General features: G+C 46.0%; 21 protein-coding genes. 9 read left to right on the forward strand and 12 right to left on the reverse strand.

Annotated elements, in window-relative coordinates:
* Positions 1-38: 38 nt before the first annotated feature.
* From BLT53_RS20955 to BLT53_RS20965, 3 genes are all read right to left on the reverse strand, one after another.
* Positions 39-278, reverse strand: coding sequence for a hypothetical protein (locus BLT53_RS20955; protein ID WP_090238257.1), 240 nt, complete (start codon positions 276-278; stop codon positions 39-41).
* Positions 279-382: 104 nt separating this feature from the next.
* Entirely contained in the window at positions 383-928 is a 546-nt protein-coding gene (locus BLT53_RS20960) for a DUF420 domain-containing protein (RefSeq protein WP_090238260.1), read from the reverse strand.
* A 198-nt stretch (positions 929-1,126) separates the two neighbouring features.
* The gene (locus tag BLT53_RS20965) at positions 1,127-2,833 is read right to left on the reverse strand and encodes a M3 family oligoendopeptidase (RefSeq protein ID WP_090238264.1); all 1,707 of its coding nucleotides are present in this window, start codon (positions 2,831-2,833) and stop codon (positions 1,127-1,129) included.
* Between the two features lie 226 nt (positions 2,834-3,059).
* On the opposite strand from BLT53_RS20965, the gene BLT53_RS20970 reads away from it, so the two are divergent.
* The 3 genes from BLT53_RS20970 to BLT53_RS20980 all read left to right on the forward strand — a co-directional run bounded on the left by BLT53_RS20970 (position 3,060) and on the right by BLT53_RS20980 (position 6,469).
* Positions 3,060-4,301 carry a PucR family transcriptional regulator gene (locus BLT53_RS20970; RefSeq protein ID WP_090238267.1) on the forward strand — a complete coding sequence of 414 codons (1,242 nt, stop codon included), beginning with the start codon at positions 3,060-3,062 and terminating at the stop codon, positions 4,299-4,301.
* A 137-nt stretch (positions 4,302-4,438) separates the two neighbouring features.
* A complete protein-coding gene (gene ald, locus BLT53_RS20975) occupies positions 4,439-5,572 on the forward strand; it encodes an alanine dehydrogenase (protein WP_090238270.1) in 1,134 nt (377 codons plus the stop codon).
* Positions 5,573-5,776: 204 nt separating this feature from the next.
* A complete protein-coding gene (locus tag BLT53_RS20980) occupies positions 5,777-6,469 on the forward strand; it encodes a queuosine precursor transporter (protein WP_090238273.1) in 693 nt (230 codons plus the stop codon).
* 203 nt (positions 6,470-6,672) lie between these two features.
* Here the strand turns inward: BLT53_RS20980 and BLT53_RS20985 are convergent, their stop codons facing one another.
* From BLT53_RS20985 to BLT53_RS21010, 6 genes are all read right to left on the reverse strand, one after another.
* On the reverse strand, positions 6,673-7,650 hold the full coding sequence (locus tag BLT53_RS20985; protein WP_090238276.1) for an HD domain-containing protein: 978 nt from the start codon (positions 7,648-7,650) through the stop codon (positions 6,673-6,675).
* Positions 7,651-7,716: 66 nt separating this feature from the next.
* The gene (locus tag BLT53_RS20990) at positions 7,717-8,226 is read right to left on the reverse strand and encodes a hypothetical protein (protein ID WP_090238279.1); all 510 of its coding nucleotides are present in this window, start codon (positions 8,224-8,226) and stop codon (positions 7,717-7,719) included.
* 96 nt (positions 8,227-8,322) lie between these two features.
* Complete coding sequence (locus BLT53_RS20995; RefSeq protein WP_090238282.1) at positions 8,323-8,817, reverse strand: Crp/Fnr family transcriptional regulator; 495 nt, start codon at positions 8,815-8,817, stop codon at positions 8,323-8,325.
* A 63-nt stretch (positions 8,818-8,880) separates the two neighbouring features.
* On the reverse strand, positions 8,881-9,849 hold the full coding sequence (locus tag BLT53_RS21000; RefSeq protein ID WP_090238285.1) for a YbgA family protein: 969 nt from the start codon (positions 9,847-9,849) through the stop codon (positions 8,881-8,883).
* A 68-nt stretch (positions 9,850-9,917) separates the two neighbouring features.
* Positions 9,918-10,361, reverse strand: a complete 444-nt coding sequence (locus BLT53_RS21005; RefSeq protein ID WP_090238288.1) for a GNAT family N-acetyltransferase — start codon at positions 10,359-10,361, stop codon at positions 9,918-9,920.
* A gap of 19 nt (positions 10,362-10,380) precedes the next feature.
* Positions 10,381-11,226: a GNAT family N-acetyltransferase gene (locus tag BLT53_RS21010; RefSeq protein ID WP_090238291.1), complete on the reverse strand. Its 846-nt coding sequence runs from the start codon at positions 11,224-11,226 to the stop codon at positions 10,381-10,383.
* Between the two features lie 175 nt (positions 11,227-11,401).
* Between BLT53_RS21010 and BLT53_RS21015 the strand changes: the two genes are divergently transcribed.
* The 3 genes from BLT53_RS21015 (at position 11,402) to BLT53_RS21025 (ending at position 13,632) form a co-directional block, all read left to right on the forward strand.
* Positions 11,402-12,427, forward strand: coding sequence for an NADP-dependent oxidoreductase (locus BLT53_RS21015; protein WP_090238294.1), 1,026 nt, complete (start codon positions 11,402-11,404; stop codon positions 12,425-12,427).
* A gap of 121 nt (positions 12,428-12,548) precedes the next feature.
* Complete coding sequence (locus tag BLT53_RS21020) at positions 12,549-12,998, forward strand: staygreen family protein (RefSeq protein WP_090238297.1); 450 nt, start codon at positions 12,549-12,551, stop codon at positions 12,996-12,998.
* A gap of 19 nt (positions 12,999-13,017) precedes the next feature.
* Positions 13,018-13,632, forward strand: coding sequence for a DUF3298 and DUF4163 domain-containing protein (locus BLT53_RS21025; RefSeq protein WP_170834460.1), 615 nt, complete (start codon positions 13,018-13,020; stop codon positions 13,630-13,632).
* On the opposite strand, the gene fni is transcribed toward BLT53_RS21025, so the two are convergent.
* Together fni and msrB are read right to left on the reverse strand one after the other, a co-directional pair.
* Positions 13,616-14,662: a type 2 isopentenyl-diphosphate Delta-isomerase gene (gene fni, locus BLT53_RS21030; protein ID WP_425284727.1), complete on the reverse strand. Its 1,047-nt coding sequence runs from the start codon at positions 14,660-14,662 to the stop codon at positions 13,616-13,618. The two genes, BLT53_RS21025 and fni, sit on opposite strands and share 17 nt — an antisense overlap.
* A 95-nt stretch (positions 14,663-14,757) precedes the next feature.
* A complete protein-coding gene (gene msrB / locus BLT53_RS21035) occupies positions 14,758-15,732 on the reverse strand; it encodes a peptide-methionine (R)-S-oxide reductase MsrB (RefSeq protein WP_280138829.1) in 975 nt (324 codons plus the stop codon).
* 701 nt (positions 15,733-16,433) lie between these two features.
* Between msrB and BLT53_RS21040 the strand changes: the two genes are divergently transcribed.
* Entirely contained in the window at positions 16,434-16,712 is a 279-nt protein-coding gene (locus tag BLT53_RS21040; RefSeq protein WP_090238310.1) for an alpha/beta-type small acid-soluble spore protein, read from the forward strand.
* A gap of 53 nt (positions 16,713-16,765) precedes the next feature.
* Here BLT53_RS21040 and BLT53_RS21045 read toward each other — a convergent pair whose 3' ends face one another.
* Positions 16,766-18,322, reverse strand: a complete 1,557-nt coding sequence (locus tag BLT53_RS21045; RefSeq protein ID WP_090238313.1) for a phosphodiester glycosidase family protein — start codon at positions 18,320-18,322, stop codon at positions 16,766-16,768.
* Between the two features lie 268 nt (positions 18,323-18,590).
* On the opposite strand from BLT53_RS21045, the gene BLT53_RS21050 reads away from it, so the two are divergent.
* The gene (locus BLT53_RS21050; protein WP_090238316.1) at positions 18,591-19,040 is read left to right on the forward strand and encodes a MarR family winged helix-turn-helix transcriptional regulator; all 450 of its coding nucleotides are present in this window, start codon (positions 18,591-18,593) and stop codon (positions 19,038-19,040) included.
* Positions 19,037-19,696 carry an HlyD family secretion protein gene (locus BLT53_RS21055; RefSeq protein WP_090238319.1) on the forward strand — a complete coding sequence of 220 codons (660 nt, stop codon included), beginning with the start codon at positions 19,037-19,039 and terminating at the stop codon, positions 19,694-19,696. Before BLT53_RS21050 ends, BLT53_RS21055 begins: the two co-directional genes overlap by 4 nt.
* Positions 19,697-19,698 lie beyond the last annotated feature (2 nt).

Here is a 19,698-nt window from a genome sequence, read left to right on the forward strand (position 1 = left end):
ACAGCCCGGACAGGTTCTCCTTCCGGGCTGTTACGGTTCTACTCTTCGGTTTCCTCGAAATACTCAAGCTCTTTTTCCAAAATATCATTTACTTCCAGCTCGGTAAGGTTGGTCTTTCTTGTCAGATAATCAACAAGCTCATCCATGTCGACATCCGCATTCTGCAATTCAAAATAATGACCTTCCTCTTTCAATACGAGGCGGATGTTGTCCTCGCTGTAAGACGTGCTGTCCTTGATATACAGTATGGCATCTTCCAGTTTTTGCTGATCGCTCATGTCTTATTCCTCCTTGTTTCGGATTCATTCTTATTACTACCCGTTTGCATCAAAGCTATTCGGTTCTTTTTATGTAAAAAAGAAGCAGGAGCGCTTCCTGCTTCTTAATAATAAGGGGAGATCATCAAATAAACAATAACACCGGTTAGGCTGACATACAGCCAAAGCGGCATGGTCCATCTGGCGATTCTCTTATGCTTGGCCACTTGCATGTTCAATCCGCGGGCGAGTGTAAACAAGGCAAGAGGGACAATGGCTGCTGCAAGGATTATGTGAGTGATCAGAATAAAGAAGTAGATATACCGTAATGGCCCTTCTCCACCGTAGCTTGTGGATTCTGACAAATAGTGATACGTCACATAAGAAAGTAAAAATAAAAAGGTGGTCGTAAACGCTGCGTAAATAAACCGCTTGTGCATCGTTATGTTCTTTCTTAAGATAAAAAACAATGCTGCAAGCAAAAACACAAAGGTAAAGCTGTTAAAGATGGCATTCAGCCGCGGCAGTAAGTGAACATCAAATGCCACATGTCCGTTATAGGCCGGCAGGAAAAATAAAATAACAACAAGAACGTTAATCGCTATTGAAAGCCCGATCACAAGAGGCGTATAGTTTCTCTGTTTCACTTCAGAATTCGAATGGTCGCTCATTGCTTGGCCCTCCTTATATCATCTACTATCGCTTCTTATTCTACCATTGTAGACAATAAACCCCAAGCTAACTCCCCCATGAAACAGGGGTTTTGGACCATCTGTCAAAAAAACTACAAATTTCACTGTGATGGATGTCAATCTAAGCTTTCATAAAACACCCCCCGGCTTGAAAAGACCAAGGGGTGTTCTCTTTCACTATGCTTTTAGCAAAAATGTTTTGTCGTCGATTTGTGCTTCCCATTTTCTCACTTCACTCATAACCGATTCAACACAACCATTTTCAAATGGAGACACCAGCCCCGCGATATTAACGAGCTCAGTAAACGGCAGGCTGCCACCCTGTTCACAAAGCTCCAGGTAATCCTGCCAGGCTGCTTTATGATTTTCCCTCGATCGGTTCCAGAACTGAAGGGCACATACCTGAGCCAGTGTGTAATCAATGTAATAAAACGGAGTCCGGTAGATGTGCGTCTGCATCTGCCAATATCCGCCTTCTTCTAAAAACGGAATACCGTCATGATCCCGGTGCGGCAAATACTTCTTTTCCAGCCGGCGCCATTCCTGTTTCCGTTCCTGCGGCGAAACGTGCGGATTCTCATACACAAAATGCTGAAATTCATCCACAGCCACGCCGTATGGAATAAATTTCACAGCGGCCGCCAGATGGTCGTACAAAAACCGGTCGGTATCCTCTCCAAAGAAACGGTCCATCCACGGATAGGTGATCAGTTCCATGCTCATGGAATGAATCTCACAGGCTTCGAGTGTAGGAAACTGGTATTCAGGCACCTCGTAGCCTCTGCTTGTGTAGACCTGAAACGCGTGGCCCGCTTCATGCATCAAAACCCGCACATCCCCCTGGGAGCCATTGAAATTTGTAAAAATGAATGGCGATTGGTATTCGCTGATATACGTGCAATAACCACCTGGTGCCTTTCCTTCCTTCGCGACCAGGTCAAGCAATTCATTTTCCACCATAAACGTATAGAACTCATCGGTTTCGGGAGACAGCTCCTTGAATACCTTTGCCCCCTGTGCCACAATCCACTCGGCATCCCCCTTGGGCCTCGGATTGCCCTCTGGAAAGCTGAAGGATTCATCATAAATTTTCAGAGAATCCACACCAATGCGTGATTGCTGCTTTTCACGCAGATCCGTGCAAAATGGTACAATGTGTTCTTTCACCTGATCTCGGAAAGCCTTTACCGCATTTTTGTCGTAATCGGTCCGGTTCAGCCGGTTATAAGCCAGCTCTACAAAGCTTGAAAACCCGAGCTTTTTGGCAATGGAGGTACGAAGCCTCACAAGCTCATCGTAAAGCCTGTCCAGTTCGACGCTGTGATCATTAAAAAAGCCAAATTGTGCACTTACCGCCTGCTTTCTTGTATCTCTGTCGGGTGACTGGGTAAAGGGGGTCAATTGGGCTAGGGTTCTCTTCTTTCCCTGAAACTCGATTTGAGCAGAAGAAAGCAGCTTCACATACTGGCTTTTCAACCGGTTCTCCTGTTTCAAGTCCTCCAGCACTTCAGGAGAATACGTCTTTAATTCTGTATCTGCAAGGTTGAATAAATGCTTGCCCCACCGGCTTTCCAGTTCCTTCCGATATTTCGATTTAACGAGCGCACGGAAGAAGTCGCTGACCATCCCCTGATAAAGCGGGCCATTTTCATCCATAAAATCATGTTCTTGTTTATAAAAGGTATCTTCTGTATTACTCGTGTAACGGATATGTACGATATTTTGCATGCTTTCAAAAAAGTTACGCAGCGATACCAGCTCTGTCAATATCTGATCCTGGACCTCAAAAGACGGTGCTGACTCAAATCTTTCCAACCTGTCCTTAAAGTCCTGTTGAAGCTGGTTCATGTCAGGGCGTTTATACTCAAACTGACTAAATTTCATCTGATCTTCCCCTTTCTGTACCTTCCCTAAATTCTACAAAACGCCTGTTTTTCCTTTTTTAAAGGGTTATTGGGAAATAATAAAGAAGGCTTATACCTTTTTGAAAATCACAAAAGACTAGGGGACTATTGCGAAAAAATCTAGGGATTTTTCTCGGAAACCCTAGTTTATATGGCAATAGGTGTTTTATCATAGAAGCAACAGTACTTTTACAGGAGCGTTGCGCATGAATTCTTTTTCTCATTCACAAGATCCGTTCAAGGGGACATTTGGAAGTCTTGAGAACCTGGCAGATACCATCAGTGAGGTTCTTCACTGCCCGGTGACCATTGAGGATGCCAATCACCGGCTGCTGGCTTACAGCACGCATGAAGACAGCACAGATCCTGCACGGATTGCCACCATTATTGGGCGTCGTGTACCGGAAAAAGTCATTAACAGTCTTTGGAGGGATGGAGTAATCCCCCGTCTTCAGGCGAGCGATGAACCTCTTCGCGTCTCTTCCATTTCTAAGGTGGGGCTGGGCGACAGGGTAGCTGTCTCCATACGCAAAAACGAGGAAGTTCTCGGCTACATATGGGCGCTTGAAGTAGACCGTCATATAGCCGATGAAGAGTTGGGGCTATTAAAGAAGGCGGCACAATCTGCAAAAAACCAGTTGCTGCAGCATTATACAGGTTCGAGAAGAAAACAGGAGAGCCTTCAAGAGTTCTTTTGGAAGCTGCTAACCGGACACATGAATAGTGAAGAAACAATTCTCGACAGTCTGCGAGATCTTGGAATCATGCCAAGTTCACCCGTCTCTGTCCTCATTTTTCAATTCCCTCAGGAAATCGATGCTGCTTTCGAGAAAAATATAAGCTATATTACCTCCGTTAACCAAAGCGTAAAGGCACAGCTGACAGCTACAGATGAAAATCAAATGATCCTGCTTGTGACCTCGTCACGAAAAGAGGATCTGCGCGGCATCCTGGAGGAATTTATCCGCTCCTTTACCCAGCAAATGGCCGAGCGGTTTGGTGTGAAGGGGATTACCGCCGGGTTTGGTGGAGTATACAATGCCTATCAGCTTACTGAAAAAAGCTTTAAGGAGGCTCAGCAGGTCATCAAAATCAAGGACCGGTTTTCAGAGGGGGTAGAGGACCTTTTTGGATATGAAAGCCTTGGCATCTATCAATTTCTCGACGTGATTCATGAACAGCAGCGGGCGAGCCGCTATCGCAATCCTTCACTTGCCAAATTGCAGGAATATGACCGCCTCCACAAGACGGATTTGTATCAAACGCTGGACACCTATCTCTCAGCCGGCTCCAACGCGCACCAGACTGCAGCGGTGCTTCACATTCACTTGAATACCTTGACCTACCGGCTGAAACGCATTGCCGAGATCGGGCAGATTGATTATAAAAATACGAACCAGAAAACGATGCTTTATCTGGACTTACAAATACAGCGTCTTTTTTATTGAGAAGCATTTGTGAAATTTCACAAATGCTTCTCTTTGTATTTTCTTTTCCTCACAAAGAAATTTAAAAAAGAAAGGATTATACTGAAAACACAGAAATGAAAACGCCATCATTCTAGAGGGCGCAAGGAGGATTTACAATGATTATTGGTGTACCTACCGAGATTAAAAACAACGAGAATCGCGTAGCTTTGACGCCTGCGGGTGTTGTGGCATTAATAAAAGCAGGACATGAAGTACTGGTGGAAACGAACGCAGGTGAAGGAAGCGGCTTTCCGAACGAAGATTATGCTTCAGCCGGCGCTACAATGATCGACAGTGCTGCAGATGTCTGGGCGAAATCCGATATGATCATGAAGGTAAAAGAACCACTTGCATCCGAGTACAAATATTTCCGCTCCGGATTGATTCTTTTCACCTATCTTCACCTTGCAGCCGAGCCTGAACTTGCAGCTGCACTTACCGAAAGCGGTGTGACAGCCATCGCTTATGAAACAGTGGAACAAAATCGCACCCTGCCATTGCTGACTCCGATGAGTGAAGTTGCTGGACGCATGTCCGCTCAAATCGGTGCGCAATTCCTTGAAAAACCAAAAGGCGGAAAAGGAATTCTGCTTGGCGGCGTACCAGGAGTAAAACGCGGGAAAGTTACTGTCATTGGCGGCGGTGTCGTTGGAACAAACGCAGCTAAAGTAGCCGCAGGCCTTGGCGCTGATGTGACAATCATTGACTTGAACCCTGACCGTCTCCGCCAGCTCGAGGATATTTTTGGAAAGAGCGTACAAACTTTGATGTCCAGCCCGCTGAACATTGCTGATGCAGTAGCTGAGTCTGACCTCGTCATCGGTGCTGTACTTATTCCGGGAGCAAAAGCGCCTAAGCTTGTATCCGAAGAAATGATTAAGTCCATGAAACCAGGATCTGTTATTGTGGATGTGGCGATCGACCAGGGCGGAATCTTTGAAACGGTTGACCATATTACAACTCACGATAACCCAACATATGTGAAGCATGGTGTGGTTCACTATGCAGTGGCGAACATGCCTGGTGCAGTGCCTCGTACTTCAACGATTGCACTAACAAATGTGACTGTTCCTTACGCTCTTCAAATCGCAAACAAAGGCGTGACCGAAGCCGTTCTTTCCAATCCGTCATTGAAACTGGGTCTAAACGTTGCTGGCGGCCATATTACGTATGAAGCAGTGGCTAAAGATCTTGGATACGAGTATCTTACTGCAGAAGCAGCACTTGAAAAAGCATTCCAGGCGATCTAATGAATAAACAAAACACCTTTCCTTCTTTTGTCCAAGAGGGGAGGGTGTTTTTTGTTTTGGCTTTTATTTCCCGGTAAATAATTTGTCGAAATCAGCGCCACCATTGCTTTCTTGTTCGGTTTCTCCTATAATAAAGCCTTGTGCAAAACTAAATACTATGCGGTTCGAGAACTCCCGCTGTATCAAAACTAGGAGGTTATTATTGTGTTTAATGTTTACTATGGCATTTTGTTTGCTCTCGTGAACTTTATATTATTTTTAATCTGTTACCGATTGTTCGGTAAGCAGGGATTATATGTCTGGGTGGGCGCAGCCACGATTCTGGCTAACATTCAGGTCGTGAAAACCATTGAAATGTTCGGTTTGGTGATGACACTCGGTAATACTATGTATTCCACGATATACCTTTCCACCGACTTGCTGAATGAAAAGTACGGTCAGAAAGAAGCCAAAAAAGCGGTTTGGTTTGGATTTTTCACCCTGATTATGACGACGATCATCATGCAGATGGCTTTATTTTTTGAACCGGCACAGAGCGATATCGCCCAAGAGCCGATGGAAACGCTGTTCGGGTTAATGCCCCGTCTGGCCGCTGCCAGTCTTGCCGCGTACCTGATCAGCCAATTTATTGATGTACGACTGTATTCCATGCTGAAAAAGGCATTTCCCGGATACGGACAACTCTGGATCCGGAACAACGGAAGTACGCTGCTGAGCCAGCTGATCGATTCTCTCGTATTTTGTACGATCTCCTTTGCCGGTGTGTACGAGTGGAATGTATGGTTTGAAATCTTCATTACGACCTATTTGCTTAAATTTATTGTATCGGCAGCATCGACTCCCGTCATTTATATTGCAAGGAGCTTTAAATTTAAGACAGAAAAAAGCGAAGCCTAAATGGGACTTCGCTTTTTTTGAATTTATGAAAATAACATAATATGCAAGTATTCTTTGTCGAACCGCAAGTAATTCGTGTCGAACCGCAACTAAATGGCCTGTAATCGCAACTAAATCGTGCCCGACCACAAGTATTCAGCCCAATTCCGCAAGTAACCACCCCAGCCCCTTCTTCCAGCTCGCTCAAAACAACAAATCTTGCACTAAATAACCTTCACTCTGAGATAAACTCCTTTTGTTGCCCTTTCACGCGCTGCTTGATTCATGAAACGAATTTCCTCCGACAGAACGGAGGCCCGCTCCAGCCGTCCATCCTGCATAACAAGAGGATCGATCAACCGGAGCTTGCTAATCCTATGGATCTCATAGTCATCTTCCGTTTCTTCCAGTTCACCTGAAAAATTCTGGAGCTCCTTTACCGCTCTTTGGATCTCCTCATCCCCATGCTTTTGTACCTTTTTCAGTAAACCAACGTCGTCCAGTAAAAAGTCCGGCATGGTAATGATCTTCAACTCAAGGGCTCTGGTCAAAATGGAGGAAAGAGCTTCATAGCTATAAACGTTCAGCGGATGAAGAAAGTAATCAATCACTTCTTTATAGTAGGTTTCCACAAACCAACGTGCATCCTCCAGTGACCGTACATACAGTTTTCCCTCATGGAAGTTCAAGGACCGAAGAAAGGCCATGGCTTGATTCTTAGTAATTTTTCCTTGCTGGTACATATCTCTGAGTGTATAGTCAATCCGGTCGGCACAGAGATCCGGAAGATCCTGTTCCAAAATAAAAAAGTCGTCATTCAGCAGATCGGTGCCATAGCCATAGTCTTGCAATATGGATGGAAGCTCTGAACCTTCAATAACCTTTTGAAAGATTTCTTCGTGATAATCCTCGTCAGACCGTTTCAGCACGGTATCCACGACATGCGAAAAGGCTGTATGTGATACATCATGAAGCAGGCCCGCAATTTGTTCTTCGAGGCTTCCGCCGAGCCGCCGAATCAGGAACATGACTCCCAGTGAATGTTCATACCGGGTAACATTCCACTCCGGGCAGACCAAAAAGCTTGCACCGCCCTGCATTACCCCCTTCAGCCGCTGAATGGGAGCCGATTCAATCAGCCGGCACAACACGTCTTCCAATTCAAATTCCCCATATAAATTGTCATTATAGATGTTCTTCATCTTTTTTCTACCTCCGCTCCAGCCAATGCAAAAGACAGGGACACTGCCCTGTCTCTTAGTCTCTTACTATTTTTTCATTTCTTTGATCATCGTGTCCAGCAACTTATTTCGCTCAGCCAGCTTTTGATTGATCTGTTTTTGAATAAGCAGCTTCTGGTCTAAATGAGAACTGATTTTCGCTTTATCCTTCGCTTTTAAAGCGGCTTTCAGATTTTTCTTTTCTGCCTTTTCCTTATCCTTAAGCGATTTCATCTCCATATGAAGCTTTTTCATGCTTTGATGATATTGCTTCATTTTCGGATTTTTGTGCCAGCTTCCCGGCTGATTTCCTGAATGAAGCTGTAAAAGAGTATCCTTTTTCAGCAACGCGTCTTTCTTCAGTCCATAATATTCCGCCTTTAGCTGGTTTATTTCATGCAGCTTGTCCTTGTAGGGTGCAAGCTGCTTCCACATATGATCTCTGTGCCTATGGTGAGTCTGTTCGCTGTTTGCGCCTTGAGCATGTGCAGCCAAGGCCCCGGCAAATATGCCGATGCCAAAACAGAGGGCTGCAGCCAGCATTATCACACGTTTCATGATGATCATTCCTCCTTTTATTGGTGATACATCATTAGTGTGAACAGGAAATAAGAAAATATAGGAAAAACATTATGTGATTTTTTTCATAATTTCCTACAGATGCCGGAGCACCCGGTTTACCGTTTCCCTGCGCAAGCCGACAAACTGGCCGATTTCCTCCTGAGTCAGTACATCCTTTACCGACAGACCCGGAAAGTATTGCTGAAACCAATTTTGCAGCAGGATGACACGTTCTTTTGTTGAAACCGCCGTGAGCTGGTCGATGCGCTGCTGCATCATGCGAAGCCTGGTTTGCAGCAGAAGCGCCACCTCCCGGTACTTTTCAGGGTTTTCTGAAAGCCCCTTGTACCACTGCTTTTCCGGAATCACCTCAACTTCAGCCGGAAGCAGGGCAATGGCGGTTCCGTGATAATCCTTCTGGCTGATCAATGAATGATGGGGAATCACTTCTCCAGGCAGAATTAAATTAAGCAAAGATGCGGTTCCGTCCTCTTGAACACGAACCACCTTAAGAAGCCCGCTTTTCAGTTCAAAAAGCGGACCACTTTCCCCTTGCCGAAACAACACTTCTCCTTTATGTAAAAACATGCTCGTCCACCCCACTGTATAGTCTTCTACAACTATACCATGCCAATATAGGCGGTTGGCCCTTTAATAGTCTCTTCCTTTACCGGAATCCGAGATTTCAAGCAGATCCTCTGGATACGGCTGAAACCAGCTTTGACGGAGCAGCCCTTCGTTTTCAAAACGGTACGCCCAAGATTTCAGCAAGGCAAGTACACTGGAAAAAGGCTCCTTTTTTTCTGCCACCTTATCCGTCAGCTCTAGAAAATGTGATTTTTCCCTTTCATTCAATTGGGCTTCAAAGGTTTTAACCATTTCCCTTGCAGCATTCAGGCTTGAATCATATCGTGCGGTCCGCAGAAAAAGACGCTGCAGCCCTTTCTCATACAGTGAAAAAAGTTCATCTTGCGCATGCTGGTCATTGTTTTTTAAAATGCGGGTTAACAGCTTTAATGTCGGGCGGCTGTAAGCCAGAAACAGATACTGGTTGTTTCCATGAAAATCCTGAAGCAGGTCCAAGGAACCTTCTTTCTTCAATTCCCTGTATGCGGCAAGCAGAAAAATTTTTGTAAAAAACCGTTCTCTGATCAGAAAGTTATTCAGCCTGCCTTCATCCTCCACCGCCAAATGGCCGAACTTCTCAAGTACTTTACCGCCGAAAAGCCCGCTGCTCGAGCCGACAGCCGGCCCTTTTTCAGTTGAGGAGTATAGCTTAACCTCCTTAAGCCCGCAGGAAGGAGAACGGCTTTTTAATATAAAGCCATCGATGTGTTCCAGAGACTTCAGGTATGCATCTGAAAACTGCCCCATTTCCGCTGTTACGTCCCGCTCCGTTTTGGGCTGCATCAAACGCTGCTCTCCATTCTGCAGAACGATGCGGATGGTTTCTCTCGGTGTACCAAGCCCGATTTCCACTTCAGGACAAACCGTTAAAAAATCAACGTATTTCATCAGCTTCCGGATGGTCGGATGATGGATGACATCCCCGTTGTACCGGCAGTTATCGAACTCCAGACAACGGCTGACTACAAGCCTTGGCTTTGCAAATGCTCCCATGACAATACTCCTTTTTATCAGCATAAGAGCATTGTATCCCAAATGAAAAAGCCTCATTCCTAAACGATTTATATGGAATACGTGAGGAAATCGCCTTTGTGCCCACCCATTTTCTCATAAAATCGTTGTGCCCTGTGGTTGTCCTCTGCCGTCTCCCAAAGCATGGCTGCATACCTATTATCACCGGTATACTTCTTGCAAGCTTGAAATAAACCGGAAGCCATATCGGTTCCCCGGCTGTCCTCCGCCACATACAGATCATTCATAACCGTGATCTTGTCTGCACGTGTGGTACTGTATGTAAAATAAAGCGTGGCAAACCCCTTAAGTACTCCATCCTTTTCGGCAACAAACTGGAGCCCTTGCTCTCTCTGCAGCAGAACGGCAATCAGGTCATCCAGCTTCTGGTCATCCGGCTTCGGGCTTCTATAGAAATCCACAATATACTCTAGCATAAGCGCCTTTAACTGAGGTAAATCTTCCTTTTTACTCATTCGAACGATCGTTTCCATCTTCATTTCTCCCCTTTGATTATCTTTGACTGAAACTCAGCTCTGTGTACTGTTCAATCTCCTGGTAGCCAATACTCGTGTATAATTCGTTCGCAGCAACATTCGATCCATCGGCATAAAGGGTGCAATACGTGATGTCCGTTTCAAGCAACCATTGGCTGAGATTCGCCACACATGCTTTGGCATACCCTTTTCTCCTTTGTTCCTTTGGCGTATAAACCATATTGATCGTTATCGTGTTCGGGGTCTGTCTGGTCAGTGCAGCCATACTTGAGGGTTCCGACTTCTCGTTTTTCCAAAAAAAGATGCTTTTTTTCTCAATCATTTCTTTGGCCATTACTAATGCCTCGTTTTTTGTAAGCAATGAACGGTTTTCCATACCCATCTCATACAGCCATCTTGCCGTCATTTCCCTGTCTTGTGAAGTTGCCTGCCGCAGCTCCCCAATGCTACCCGAGGAAAATGAAATGTGATCTGTTCCATAGAGCTTCATACTCGACATCACGCGGTACGTATTACCTGTTTGCTGCAGCCACTTTTCTGCAAACGCATGAGCCAGTGCAGCAGGAGCGGAAAGCCGTGCAATGCCCCAGTCTTCATTAATCAGCTTGTGAACGACTGCTTCTATCCCTGCTTCCTCACCATATAGCTGCAGAGGACCTGGAGGCGTCATTAACGCCGCAAGCCGCATATCCTTATCTTCCTTCACACAGCACAGAAAAGGCGGATTATGGCTGGATGGTTTCTTCTCAAGTTGTTTTATGCAGCTGGATAGCATATAGCCACTGGCTGCTTCCTGCTTCATCAAAAATGGTTCTGCAGCTTTGTAAAATTCGTTTACGCTGCTGTAGGATTCCAGCTTCATTTTCCCACCGCCTTCTTACTTAATTTTACACGATCCTTAACTAGTTCTTTGACAAAACGGTGCAAACCTTCTTTTACCTTGAAAAAGCGTATTCATTGGCTTTCCTGTAAATTTCCCTTTATGATGACTAAGAGGCATTGCATTAACAATAGATGAAAGGTTTGGTGAAGAAGATATGACAGAACAAAAAAATCAGCACATCTTATTAACTAGCCGTCCTAAAGGTATGCCTTCCATGGAGAACTTTACATTTGAAGACATCGAGATTCCAGAACCGCAAAACGGCCAGGTACTGCTTAAAACGTTGTACCTATCTGTAGACCCTTATATGCGGGGAAGAATGAATGACACAAAATCATATGTACCGCCGTTTGAATTAAATCAGCCCGTCAGTGGGGGAATTGTGGCTGAAGTGGTTGAGTCCCGCTCCGGCGAACTTGAGGAGGGAGACCTGGTCATCGGCAATCTGCCTTGGGCTCTTTACACCACTGCAGGTGAACATGAAGTGCGCAAGCTCGATCCTGAGCTCGCTCCTATTACGGCCAATCTTGGCATCCTCGGCATGCCGGGCCTTACTGCCTACTTCGGATTGCTTGATATCGGCAACCCGCAGGAAGGGGAAACCGTGGTCGTTTCCGGTGCAGCCGGTGCAGTAGGAAGTACCGTTGGCCAAATCGCCAAAATTAAGGGCGCCCGGGTCGTCGGCATTGCCGGATCCGAGGAAAAAGTGAATTACCTGAAAAATGAGCTCGGCTTTGACGCCGTGATCAACTACCGTGAGGCCGGCAGCATCCGCCAGGCACTGAAAGAAGCATGCCCGGATGGTGTGGATGTTTATTTTGACAATGTTGGCGGGGAAATTTCGGATGCCGTCATCAGCCTGCTGAACAAATATGCGAGAATTCCGCTTTGCGGTCAGATTTCCCTTTATAATCTTGAAAAACAGGACGTGGGTCCACGCATTCAAGGACAGTTGCTGATCAACAGTGCACTGATCAAGGGATTCATCGTCAGCAACTATGCCTCCCAATTTGAGGAAGGCGCAAAGCAGCTGGGACAATGGCTCCAAGAGGGAAAATTGAAATACGAAGAAAACGTCGTCGAGGGCTTTGAAAATACCATTCATGCATTCCTCGGCTTGTTTAAGGGAGAAAACCTTGGCAAACAGCTCGTGAAAGTGGCTGAACCCAGCCAGTCATAATCAGTAACGCTCCGGTTCATTCCGGGGCTTTTTTATTTGGAGCAAGTTTTTTCAGCGAATAGTTCACCGTTTAGCTTCCATCTGTATACATTGGAACAAAAAACGGAATAGAGGAACATTGATGAAGATGCTTGATCCTAAGAAGCTTTTTGTTCAATACCGCCCAAACGCCGTACCAACGGACCCCAAATTCCCCCGACGCTACACGCTGACCCATTCCGACACGACCGCCCGGCTTTTTTTAGTGGTTGGCCCTGAATTTGCCCATGATACTGCATATCCGATCCGGGATGAAGTATACGCGGAATGGAAAACATTCAACCGCGAAAAAGTGCTGTACGGTTATGTGCTTGTAGCAGATGAGAATACAACCGAGTCAGTGGCCAGGCAACGAAATGAAATCTTTTTGCGGGAGTTGCCCCGTGTCCTTGAAGCCTTCCGGTACGGTGACCGCTATTTTTTTGAGGGCCATCCTGAATACAAGGAAGCTCCGGTCTATATCCAATTTGAATCCGTCTATCCCGAATTCCGCCAGCTCAAACCTTATGGCCCCATTTCAAAATATGTATAAAAGCTTCGAGGTGATGACTGTGCAAAAACCAAAACGCCATCCATATACCAACCTGCTTATCCAACAACACCACACCGATAACGTAAACGTTCAGTACCCTCAGATTATGGGTCTTGCCAATATGGAAACACAGAACAAGCTGAACACCGCGATAAAGAATAAGGTCTTTGGGCTGATGGCCGAGAACGGGGTCAAGCGCAAGGATTTGGAGGAGATGACAGGGAGTTTTGAAGTGAAGCTTAATCAGGGAAGGTGGCTCAGTATCGTTTTTACCAATTACGCTTATTGGAAAGAAGCTGCGCACGGCCTGACTCTCCAGGATTCAGTCAACATGGATGTGAACGTGGGCAAAATCTATACGCTGAGCGATTTATTTAAAGCAAACAGTTTTTACAAAACGAGGCTGACCTCCATCATTAAGAAAAAATTTAAGGAATACCAGTTTCCTCTCATTCAGCCGTATGAAAGCGTCAAGAACGACGACCGCTTTTTTTTAACCTCCAAAAACCTTGTAATTTACTACCAAAGCTATGAGTACACCCCCTATTATGTTGGTCTTCCCGAGTTCCCGATCCCGCTGACAAGCCTTTCTCCCATTCTTATTCCGGAACTGCTGGCTAATCTTCGACCTTAAGAAGCCGGCTTGTTGCTTTAAGATCAGAGATGGTCCCGGTACCGATTCCGAACATTGCCGCCCTCAGTTCAAATTCAATCTGTTCGAGTTTGGAAATGATAGCGTCATCGTCCTCGAGAGCGGCGGCTGGCAGCAAGGACCGGCCAAATCCAACCACATCAGCCCCCAGAACTAAAGCTTTTGCTGCATCCACTCCATTTTTCAAACCACCACTGGCGATGATATTTTTGAATGTGGTTCCTTTCCGCACCTCAATAAGGGCTTGGGCGGTGGACAGTCCCCATTGTTGAAAGGCTTCTGCTGCCTGCTCTCTCATTTGATTCTTTGAACGATACTTTTCTACTTGAATCCAGGACGTTCCCCCTGCTCCCGCCACATCTATAAACTGAATGCCTGCCTCTTTTAATTTCTTGGCGGTCTCGCCATCAATGCCCATTCCCACTTCTTTAACCCCCACTGGAACAGAGAGGCGTTCGGCCACCTCTTCAATCTTGGGAAGAAGCTCTGAAAAGTTGGTATCCCCTTCCGGCTGAAAGGCTTCCTGCATGCTGTTGAGATGCAGGACGAGGGCATCCGCTTCCGCAATCTCCACTGCCCGAAGGCACTCCTTGGTGCCATAGCCATAATTCAATTGGACGGCCCCCAAATTGGCGATAATCGGTACAGTGGGAGCATATTTTCTCACGTTGAAGGAGTACGCTACTCCCTCATTTTCCACAGCGGCTCTCATGGAACCGAGCCCCATTGCCCAGCCCATTTTCTCGGCAGCCAGTGCCAGCCTCCGGTTGATCTGGTATGCCCGTTCTGTGCCCCCTGTCATGGAACTGATTAAGAACGGGGTACGCCTTTTCTTATCCATAAAGGCAGTGGAGAGATCGATATCCCGGAAATTGATTTCAGGAAGCGCATTATGCTTAAACGCATACCTCTCAAATCCGGTCGTCACGTTTTTGCTTTGCACCTCTTTGTTCAGCGCGATATCAATGTGCTCGGTTTTCCTTTTTTCTGTAGGATTTTGTTTTTCATCCATCGTCATTCCTCCGTTCAGGACCTCTCTGTCTTCCTAGACTTCCCTGGTTCAACATAAGAAAAACAGGCAGTTTTTCACCTGCCTGTTTCTCCCCGTCATTCACTTTTTTCAAATAAGGAAAGATACTCGCCATATCCTTCTTTTTCGAGGTCACTTTTCGGGACGAACCTTAATGCTGCAGAGTTAATGCAATACCGCAAACCGCCTTTATCCTGCGGTCCGTCATTGAACACATGTCCGAGATGGGAATCCGCGGATTTGCTTCTGACTTCGGTACGGACCATAAAATGGCTGAAGTCCTTTTTCTCTTCAACCTCCGACTGCTGGATGGGCTTCGTGAAGCTCGGCCAGCCGCAATTGGAATCAAACTTGTCAAGAGAGGTGAACAGCGGCTTTCCTGAGACAATATCCACATAAATACCTTCTTCTTTATGGTCCCAGTACGGGTTCTGAAACGGAGGTTCCGTCGCATCGTTCTGGGTCACCTCGTATTGAATCGGGGTTAACCTTTTCTTCAGTTCATTTTTGTCTGGTTTGTTGCTCCAATGCTGTTTGATAAAATCTTCCCTCCCTGAACCTTTGCGGTACCGTTGGTAATGCGCAGGGTTCTTTTTATGGTAATCCTGATGGTACGTCTCGGCAGGATAAAACGTGGATGCCGGAAGAATCGGCGTCACAATCGGTTTCTGGAAACGGCCGCTTTCGGCAAGCTCCTGTTTGGACGCTTCCGCCCGTTCCTTCTGCTGTTCTGTATGATAAAAAATGGCGGTGCGGTAAGAATCACCGCGGTCATAAAACTGGCCGCCGGGATCTGTCGGATCAATCTGCTGCCAAAAAAGTGTCAGTAGTTTTTCATATGGAAAAACATCCGGATCATACGTGATCTGCACGGCCTCATAATGTCCGGTCGTATCGGAGCAGACTTCCTCGTACGTCGGATTCTCGGTGTGGCCGCCGGTATATCCTGAAACCACGGAAATGATGCCCGGCTGTTCCTCAAACGGCGAAACCATGCACCAAAAGCAACCTCCCGCAAACGTAGCAAGCTGCTGATTCTCTTGAGTACCCAAAAACCTCACTCCATTTCTTTGGAAATCTAAAGTCCCATTGTTCCTATCATAAAACAAGTATCACACATTTTTAAAAAATAATGCTTAATAAGAAAAGCTGAAGCCGCTGTTTAGAGACGAAAAGCGTTGGAACTCTTGAACAACAACACGCTCTTTGTGTTGAAGGTGAGAGAGTGAAACGATCGAGTCTCTAGCGGCTGAAGCTGGATCAATATAAGAAAAGCTAAAGTGTCCGTTTAGGCCCGACAAGCGCTGGAACTCTCACACAACAACACGATTTTTGTGTTGAGGAGTGAGAATGAAGCGACCTCGAGGGCCTGGACACTGAAGCTGGATCAATACAAGAAAAGCTAAAGTGTCCGTTTAGGCCCGACAATTTATGAAAATGATGTGATATGCAACTAAATCATGTCGAACCGCAAGTATTTTGGCCTCTACCGCAAGTATTTCTTGTCGAACCGCAAGTAAATGAGCTAACACCGCAACTAAACCGTGTCGAACCGCAACTAACGCCTAGCTTCATGTTCCCGCAGTACTCAACATACACATCCCTCCCTCACCCCCACTTCAATAACTTTCATAAAAAACCCACTATTATATTTCTTTATCCTTCAACCAACTAATGCAGCCAATCCCTCCGGTTGAACTTCCCGTAAACGGGCAAACTAACGGTAAGAACGGCAAGTAAGGAGGAAAAAGGCATGGCAAGAAGAAGCCGCACACCCTTAGTACCTGAATCTAGGGCCGCATTGGACCAGTTAAAGGCAAAGGTAATGAAAGATGTTGGTTATGCTGTAGATCCGTCTGAGCCCGATGCGGTTAAATATGAAGTAGCAAAAGGCATGAATGTACCGATGCAAAAGGATTACAACGGACAGCTGACGGCCAAGCAGGCCGGAACCGTTGGGGGCCAGATTGGCGGCCGGATGGTGAGTGAACTCATCAGACAGGCGAAACAGCATTTGAACAAACAACATTAAATAAAGGCTGACGCATGGCCCATTCGAAGACCAGGCGCTCAGCCTTTTTGATGTTACTGATTGGTTGAAGTCAGTAATAATAAACCGTCACCGATTGGACGTTCACCCGCTGCGTCGGAGGGGTCATTCACCAACTCGCCGTTCACATTCATCGTGGTGGATCCCCCGCCATCCAGGTTCACTGCTTCTATTGCCCCCAATGCCTTCATTAATCGAGCTTCTTCTTCAAAGGTCATCCCGATGCTGTATCCAGGTTTTTTGCCATCGACCGTTACCAGTAGCAGATTTCCGTTCGGTTTAATACCGGCAATGGTTCTCGGATTTCTCCGCTCACCAAAACGATAGTAAAATTCAGGATCATTGGGCTGATGAAACCCTTCCTTTGTGGCGTTAATATAGACTTTTCCATGCTTTATCAGCCGCGGTCCGCCGTTAATTACTCCATATTTCGCGGACGATGGAAGAGTTTTGCTATCAGCAGTTACGGTCTTTTTAACTGAAAGCTTCTTCCCAGGCACCGCATGCTCTTTTAACCAATCAGCAGAATCTCCAGTTCCGGCGATGACTGAACCGCCAAACGGTATGCCCGTACCGCGTGAAAATTGGACATCGAGCACTCTTCCATTACGATCTAGGACGACATCCGTCCCTGGTCCTTCCGGGGTCCTGTTTCCGAATGAAGATGTGTATTGAATAAATTCATCCGGATCGGTACATGTAAAGTCATGCCGGGGAAGGATGGTTTCTGTGTCACCAATTCCGCCGCAGCCCCGGATAAGTCCGGGGACACGGTTCAATCCATCAAGCTTTGCCCTGGCGCCCTGAGATCCTTTGATCGTCAGCTCCGTTTTGACAGAAGCGATGCTGGCCTTATTTTGCCGGTTCAGGACCAGACTGGTTCTTCCTTTAACCGCCTCACTGATAAGGTCTCCGTTCATGACAGATACCCCCGCCAGATCTCCTTCTGTTCCATCCTGCGGTCCCATGACAAAATACCCCCCGTTGATTCCGGCCACAGCTTGGGCGGTTTTTGCCATATCGCTTAGTTTTTCCTTGCCCGGAACGACACCTTGAGCCAGTACCGGCTTCAGACTGCCATTCCATTGGCCAGTATTTACCTCGAGTGTATGCACCGCCCATGGCCCGGTGGATTCATCCCCGTCCTCAAGGATATTCACAACTTTGGATTTACTGTATCCTGCAGAGACGAGTTTTTTTTGTTCGCTTTTTGCATCAGATTCCTTTTGAAATGGGCCCGTTCGTACGAGATAGCCCAGGGGTGTTCCGCGTTCAGGATCATCCTGTGCGCGGTCCGCCAGCGTTTTGACCGTCGTCTTATAGCCTTTGTCCCTCAGTTCTTTTGAAAGCTGTTCGGCTTCTGCCTGCTCCTCTGTAAACGCAGCATCAACCATATAGCCAGAGGGGCCGCTCACCTTTCCAAATACAGACTTGGTATATGTAAGACCCTTCTCAAGTTTTTGTACCTCTTTGGTTTGTGGTGAGGTGAATGGTTCGTCTTGAGCGTTGGCAAGTGGAGCTGGAAGCAGGATTCCCATTAAACTAAAAAACATCGCCACACGGCCCATTCGATTCTTCGCAAATCTTTTCACAGCTATACCCCTTTTCCTTTTTTAGTCAATTCACGGTTAGTATAACGGATGGTTGTGGAGAGAGCGTTACAGGCTGTTAAAACTTTGTAAAAAGCAAAAAAAAGATTAACCTGAAAAAAGTCGTGCAAAATAAAATTTGTATGCAATGTTTTTTATTGACAATTCAATCAGCAAGCATTTATTATATATTTTGTGCATAAATAGTTGGTATGCGAACTATTAACAAAACAAACTGTTCACAAAATGAGAAAGTGGGGATGATAGTTTAATGAATCTGCTCAACAATGAGCTGCTGGATTCCTTTATACGAATACAAAAAGCCTTATACTCACTGATGAAGGAAGACGCTGACAGGGCAGGATTGACGGTGGTGCAGCTAAAAGCCTTGTACAAAATCCACCGTTCACCAAACACTGGCCTGAGGGAGCTTGCAGCCAGTTTAAAATTAACAAACAGCACGATGAGCGGTGTGGTTGACCGGCTGGTATCCAGTGGTTTGCTGGAACGGGAAATATCAACCGCTGACAGAAGAGCCATCACCCTGAAACTAACGGAGGATGGCGAACAAAAGCTTCAGGAAGCTACTGGAGATGATTCTTCTTTCACAAAGAGGATTATGGAGATCACAAAAATGGACCCTGAAGATAAAGACCACCTGCTGAGAATTCATCAGCAAATCATGACGATTTTAACAACCAAGGAGGAAAACCATTCATGAACATGCGCCGTCTAGCGGTCTTAAACGTTATTATTTTAATCATTTTAATCGGTGGTGGCATTGCAGCATACTACTATTACAACCAATCTGCGAACTACATCAAAACAGATAATGCCCAAATAGCTGGCCAACAGGTAACCATTGCAGCTCCAGCCAACGGAAAGCTGACAGACTGGAAAGGTGAAGTCGGCAAAGAATTCAATAAAGGGTCTGAAATTGGAACCATTACTGCTGCTCCTTCCCAAGGATCAACTGGAATGTCCAAAGTTAAAATTGATGCACCAAAGCATGGCACCATCGTTCAGCAATCTGCTGTGGAGGATTCTTTTGTGGCTGCTGGAACACCGCTTGCTCACGCTTATGACATGAGTAACCTGTGGGTAACAGCCAATGTACAAGAAACAGATATTGACGATGTGAAAAAAAACCAAGACGTTGATGTATATGTCGATTCGTTCCCTAACAACACACTCTCAGGGAAAGTGGAAGAGATTGGCCTTGCAACCGCCAACACGTTTTCCATGCTGCCAAGCTCAAATAACACCGGAAACTACACAAAAGTCACCCAGGTTATTCCTGTTAAAATTTCGTTAGACAGCTATTCTGGCCTTGATATTGTTCCTGGAATGAATGTAACCGTACGGATCCACAAGTAGGT

This window comes from Fictibacillus solisalsi (genome assembly GCF_900103485.1).
Classification (GTDB): Bacteria; Bacillota; Bacilli; order Bacillales; family Fictibacillaceae; genus Fictibacillus_C; species Fictibacillus_C solisalsi.

Coding starts and splice junctions, on each gene's coding strand:
- BLT53_RS20995 (WP_090238282.1), bottom strand. CDS start 8,817: ATGTTTTTACATAAAGGAGAAGTGTTGTTTCGGCAAGGGGAAAGTGGT.
- BLT53_RS21005 (WP_090238288.1), bottom strand. CDS start 10,361: ATGGAAACGATCGTTCGAATGAGTAAAAAGGAAGATTTACCTCAGTTA.
- BLT53_RS21050 (WP_090238316.1), top strand. CDS start 18,591: ATGAATCTGCTCAACAATGAGCTGCTGGATTCCTTTATACGAATACAA.
- BLT53_RS20960 (WP_090238260.1), bottom strand. CDS start 928: ATGAGCGACCATTCGAATTCTGAAGTGAAACAGAGAAACTATACGCCT.
- BLT53_RS21010 (WP_090238291.1), bottom strand. CDS start 11,226: ATGAAGCTGGAATCCTACAGCAGCGTAAACGAATTTTACAAAGCTGCA.
- ald (WP_090238270.1), top strand. CDS start 4,439: ATGATTATTGGTGTACCTACCGAGATTAAAAACAACGAGAATCGCGTA.
- BLT53_RS21040 (WP_090238310.1), top strand. CDS start 16,434: ATGGCAAGAAGAAGCCGCACACCCTTAGTACCTGAATCTAGGGCCGCA.
- BLT53_RS21000 (WP_090238285.1), bottom strand. CDS start 9,849: ATGGGAGCATTTGCAAAGCCAAGGCTTGTAGTCAGCCGTTGTCTGGAG.
- fni (WP_425284727.1), bottom strand. CDS start 14,662: ATGGATGAAAAACAAAATCCTACAGAAAAAAGGAAAACCGAGCACATT.
- BLT53_RS21015 (WP_090238294.1), top strand. CDS start 11,402: ATGACAGAACAAAAAAATCAGCACATCTTATTAACTAGCCGTCCTAAA.
- BLT53_RS21055 (WP_090238319.1), top strand. CDS start 19,037: ATGAACATGCGCCGTCTAGCGGTCTTAAACGTTATTATTTTAATCATT.
- BLT53_RS21020 (WP_090238297.1), top strand. CDS start 12,549: ATGAAGATGCTTGATCCTAAGAAGCTTTTTGTTCAATACCGCCCAAAC.
- BLT53_RS20990 (WP_090238279.1), bottom strand. CDS start 8,226: ATGAAACGTGTGATAATGCTGGCTGCAGCCCTCTGTTTTGGCATCGGC.
- BLT53_RS20985 (WP_090238276.1), bottom strand. CDS start 7,650: ATGAAGAACATCTATAATGACAATTTATATGGGGAATTTGAATTGGAA.
- BLT53_RS20955 (WP_090238257.1), bottom strand. CDS start 278: ATGAGCGATCAGCAAAAACTGGAAGATGCCATACTGTATATCAAGGAC.
- BLT53_RS20965 (WP_090238264.1), bottom strand. CDS start 2,833: ATGAAATTTAGTCAGTTTGAGTATAAACGCCCTGACATGAACCAGCTT.
- BLT53_RS20970 (WP_090238267.1), top strand. CDS start 3,060: ATGAATTCTTTTTCTCATTCACAAGATCCGTTCAAGGGGACATTTGGA.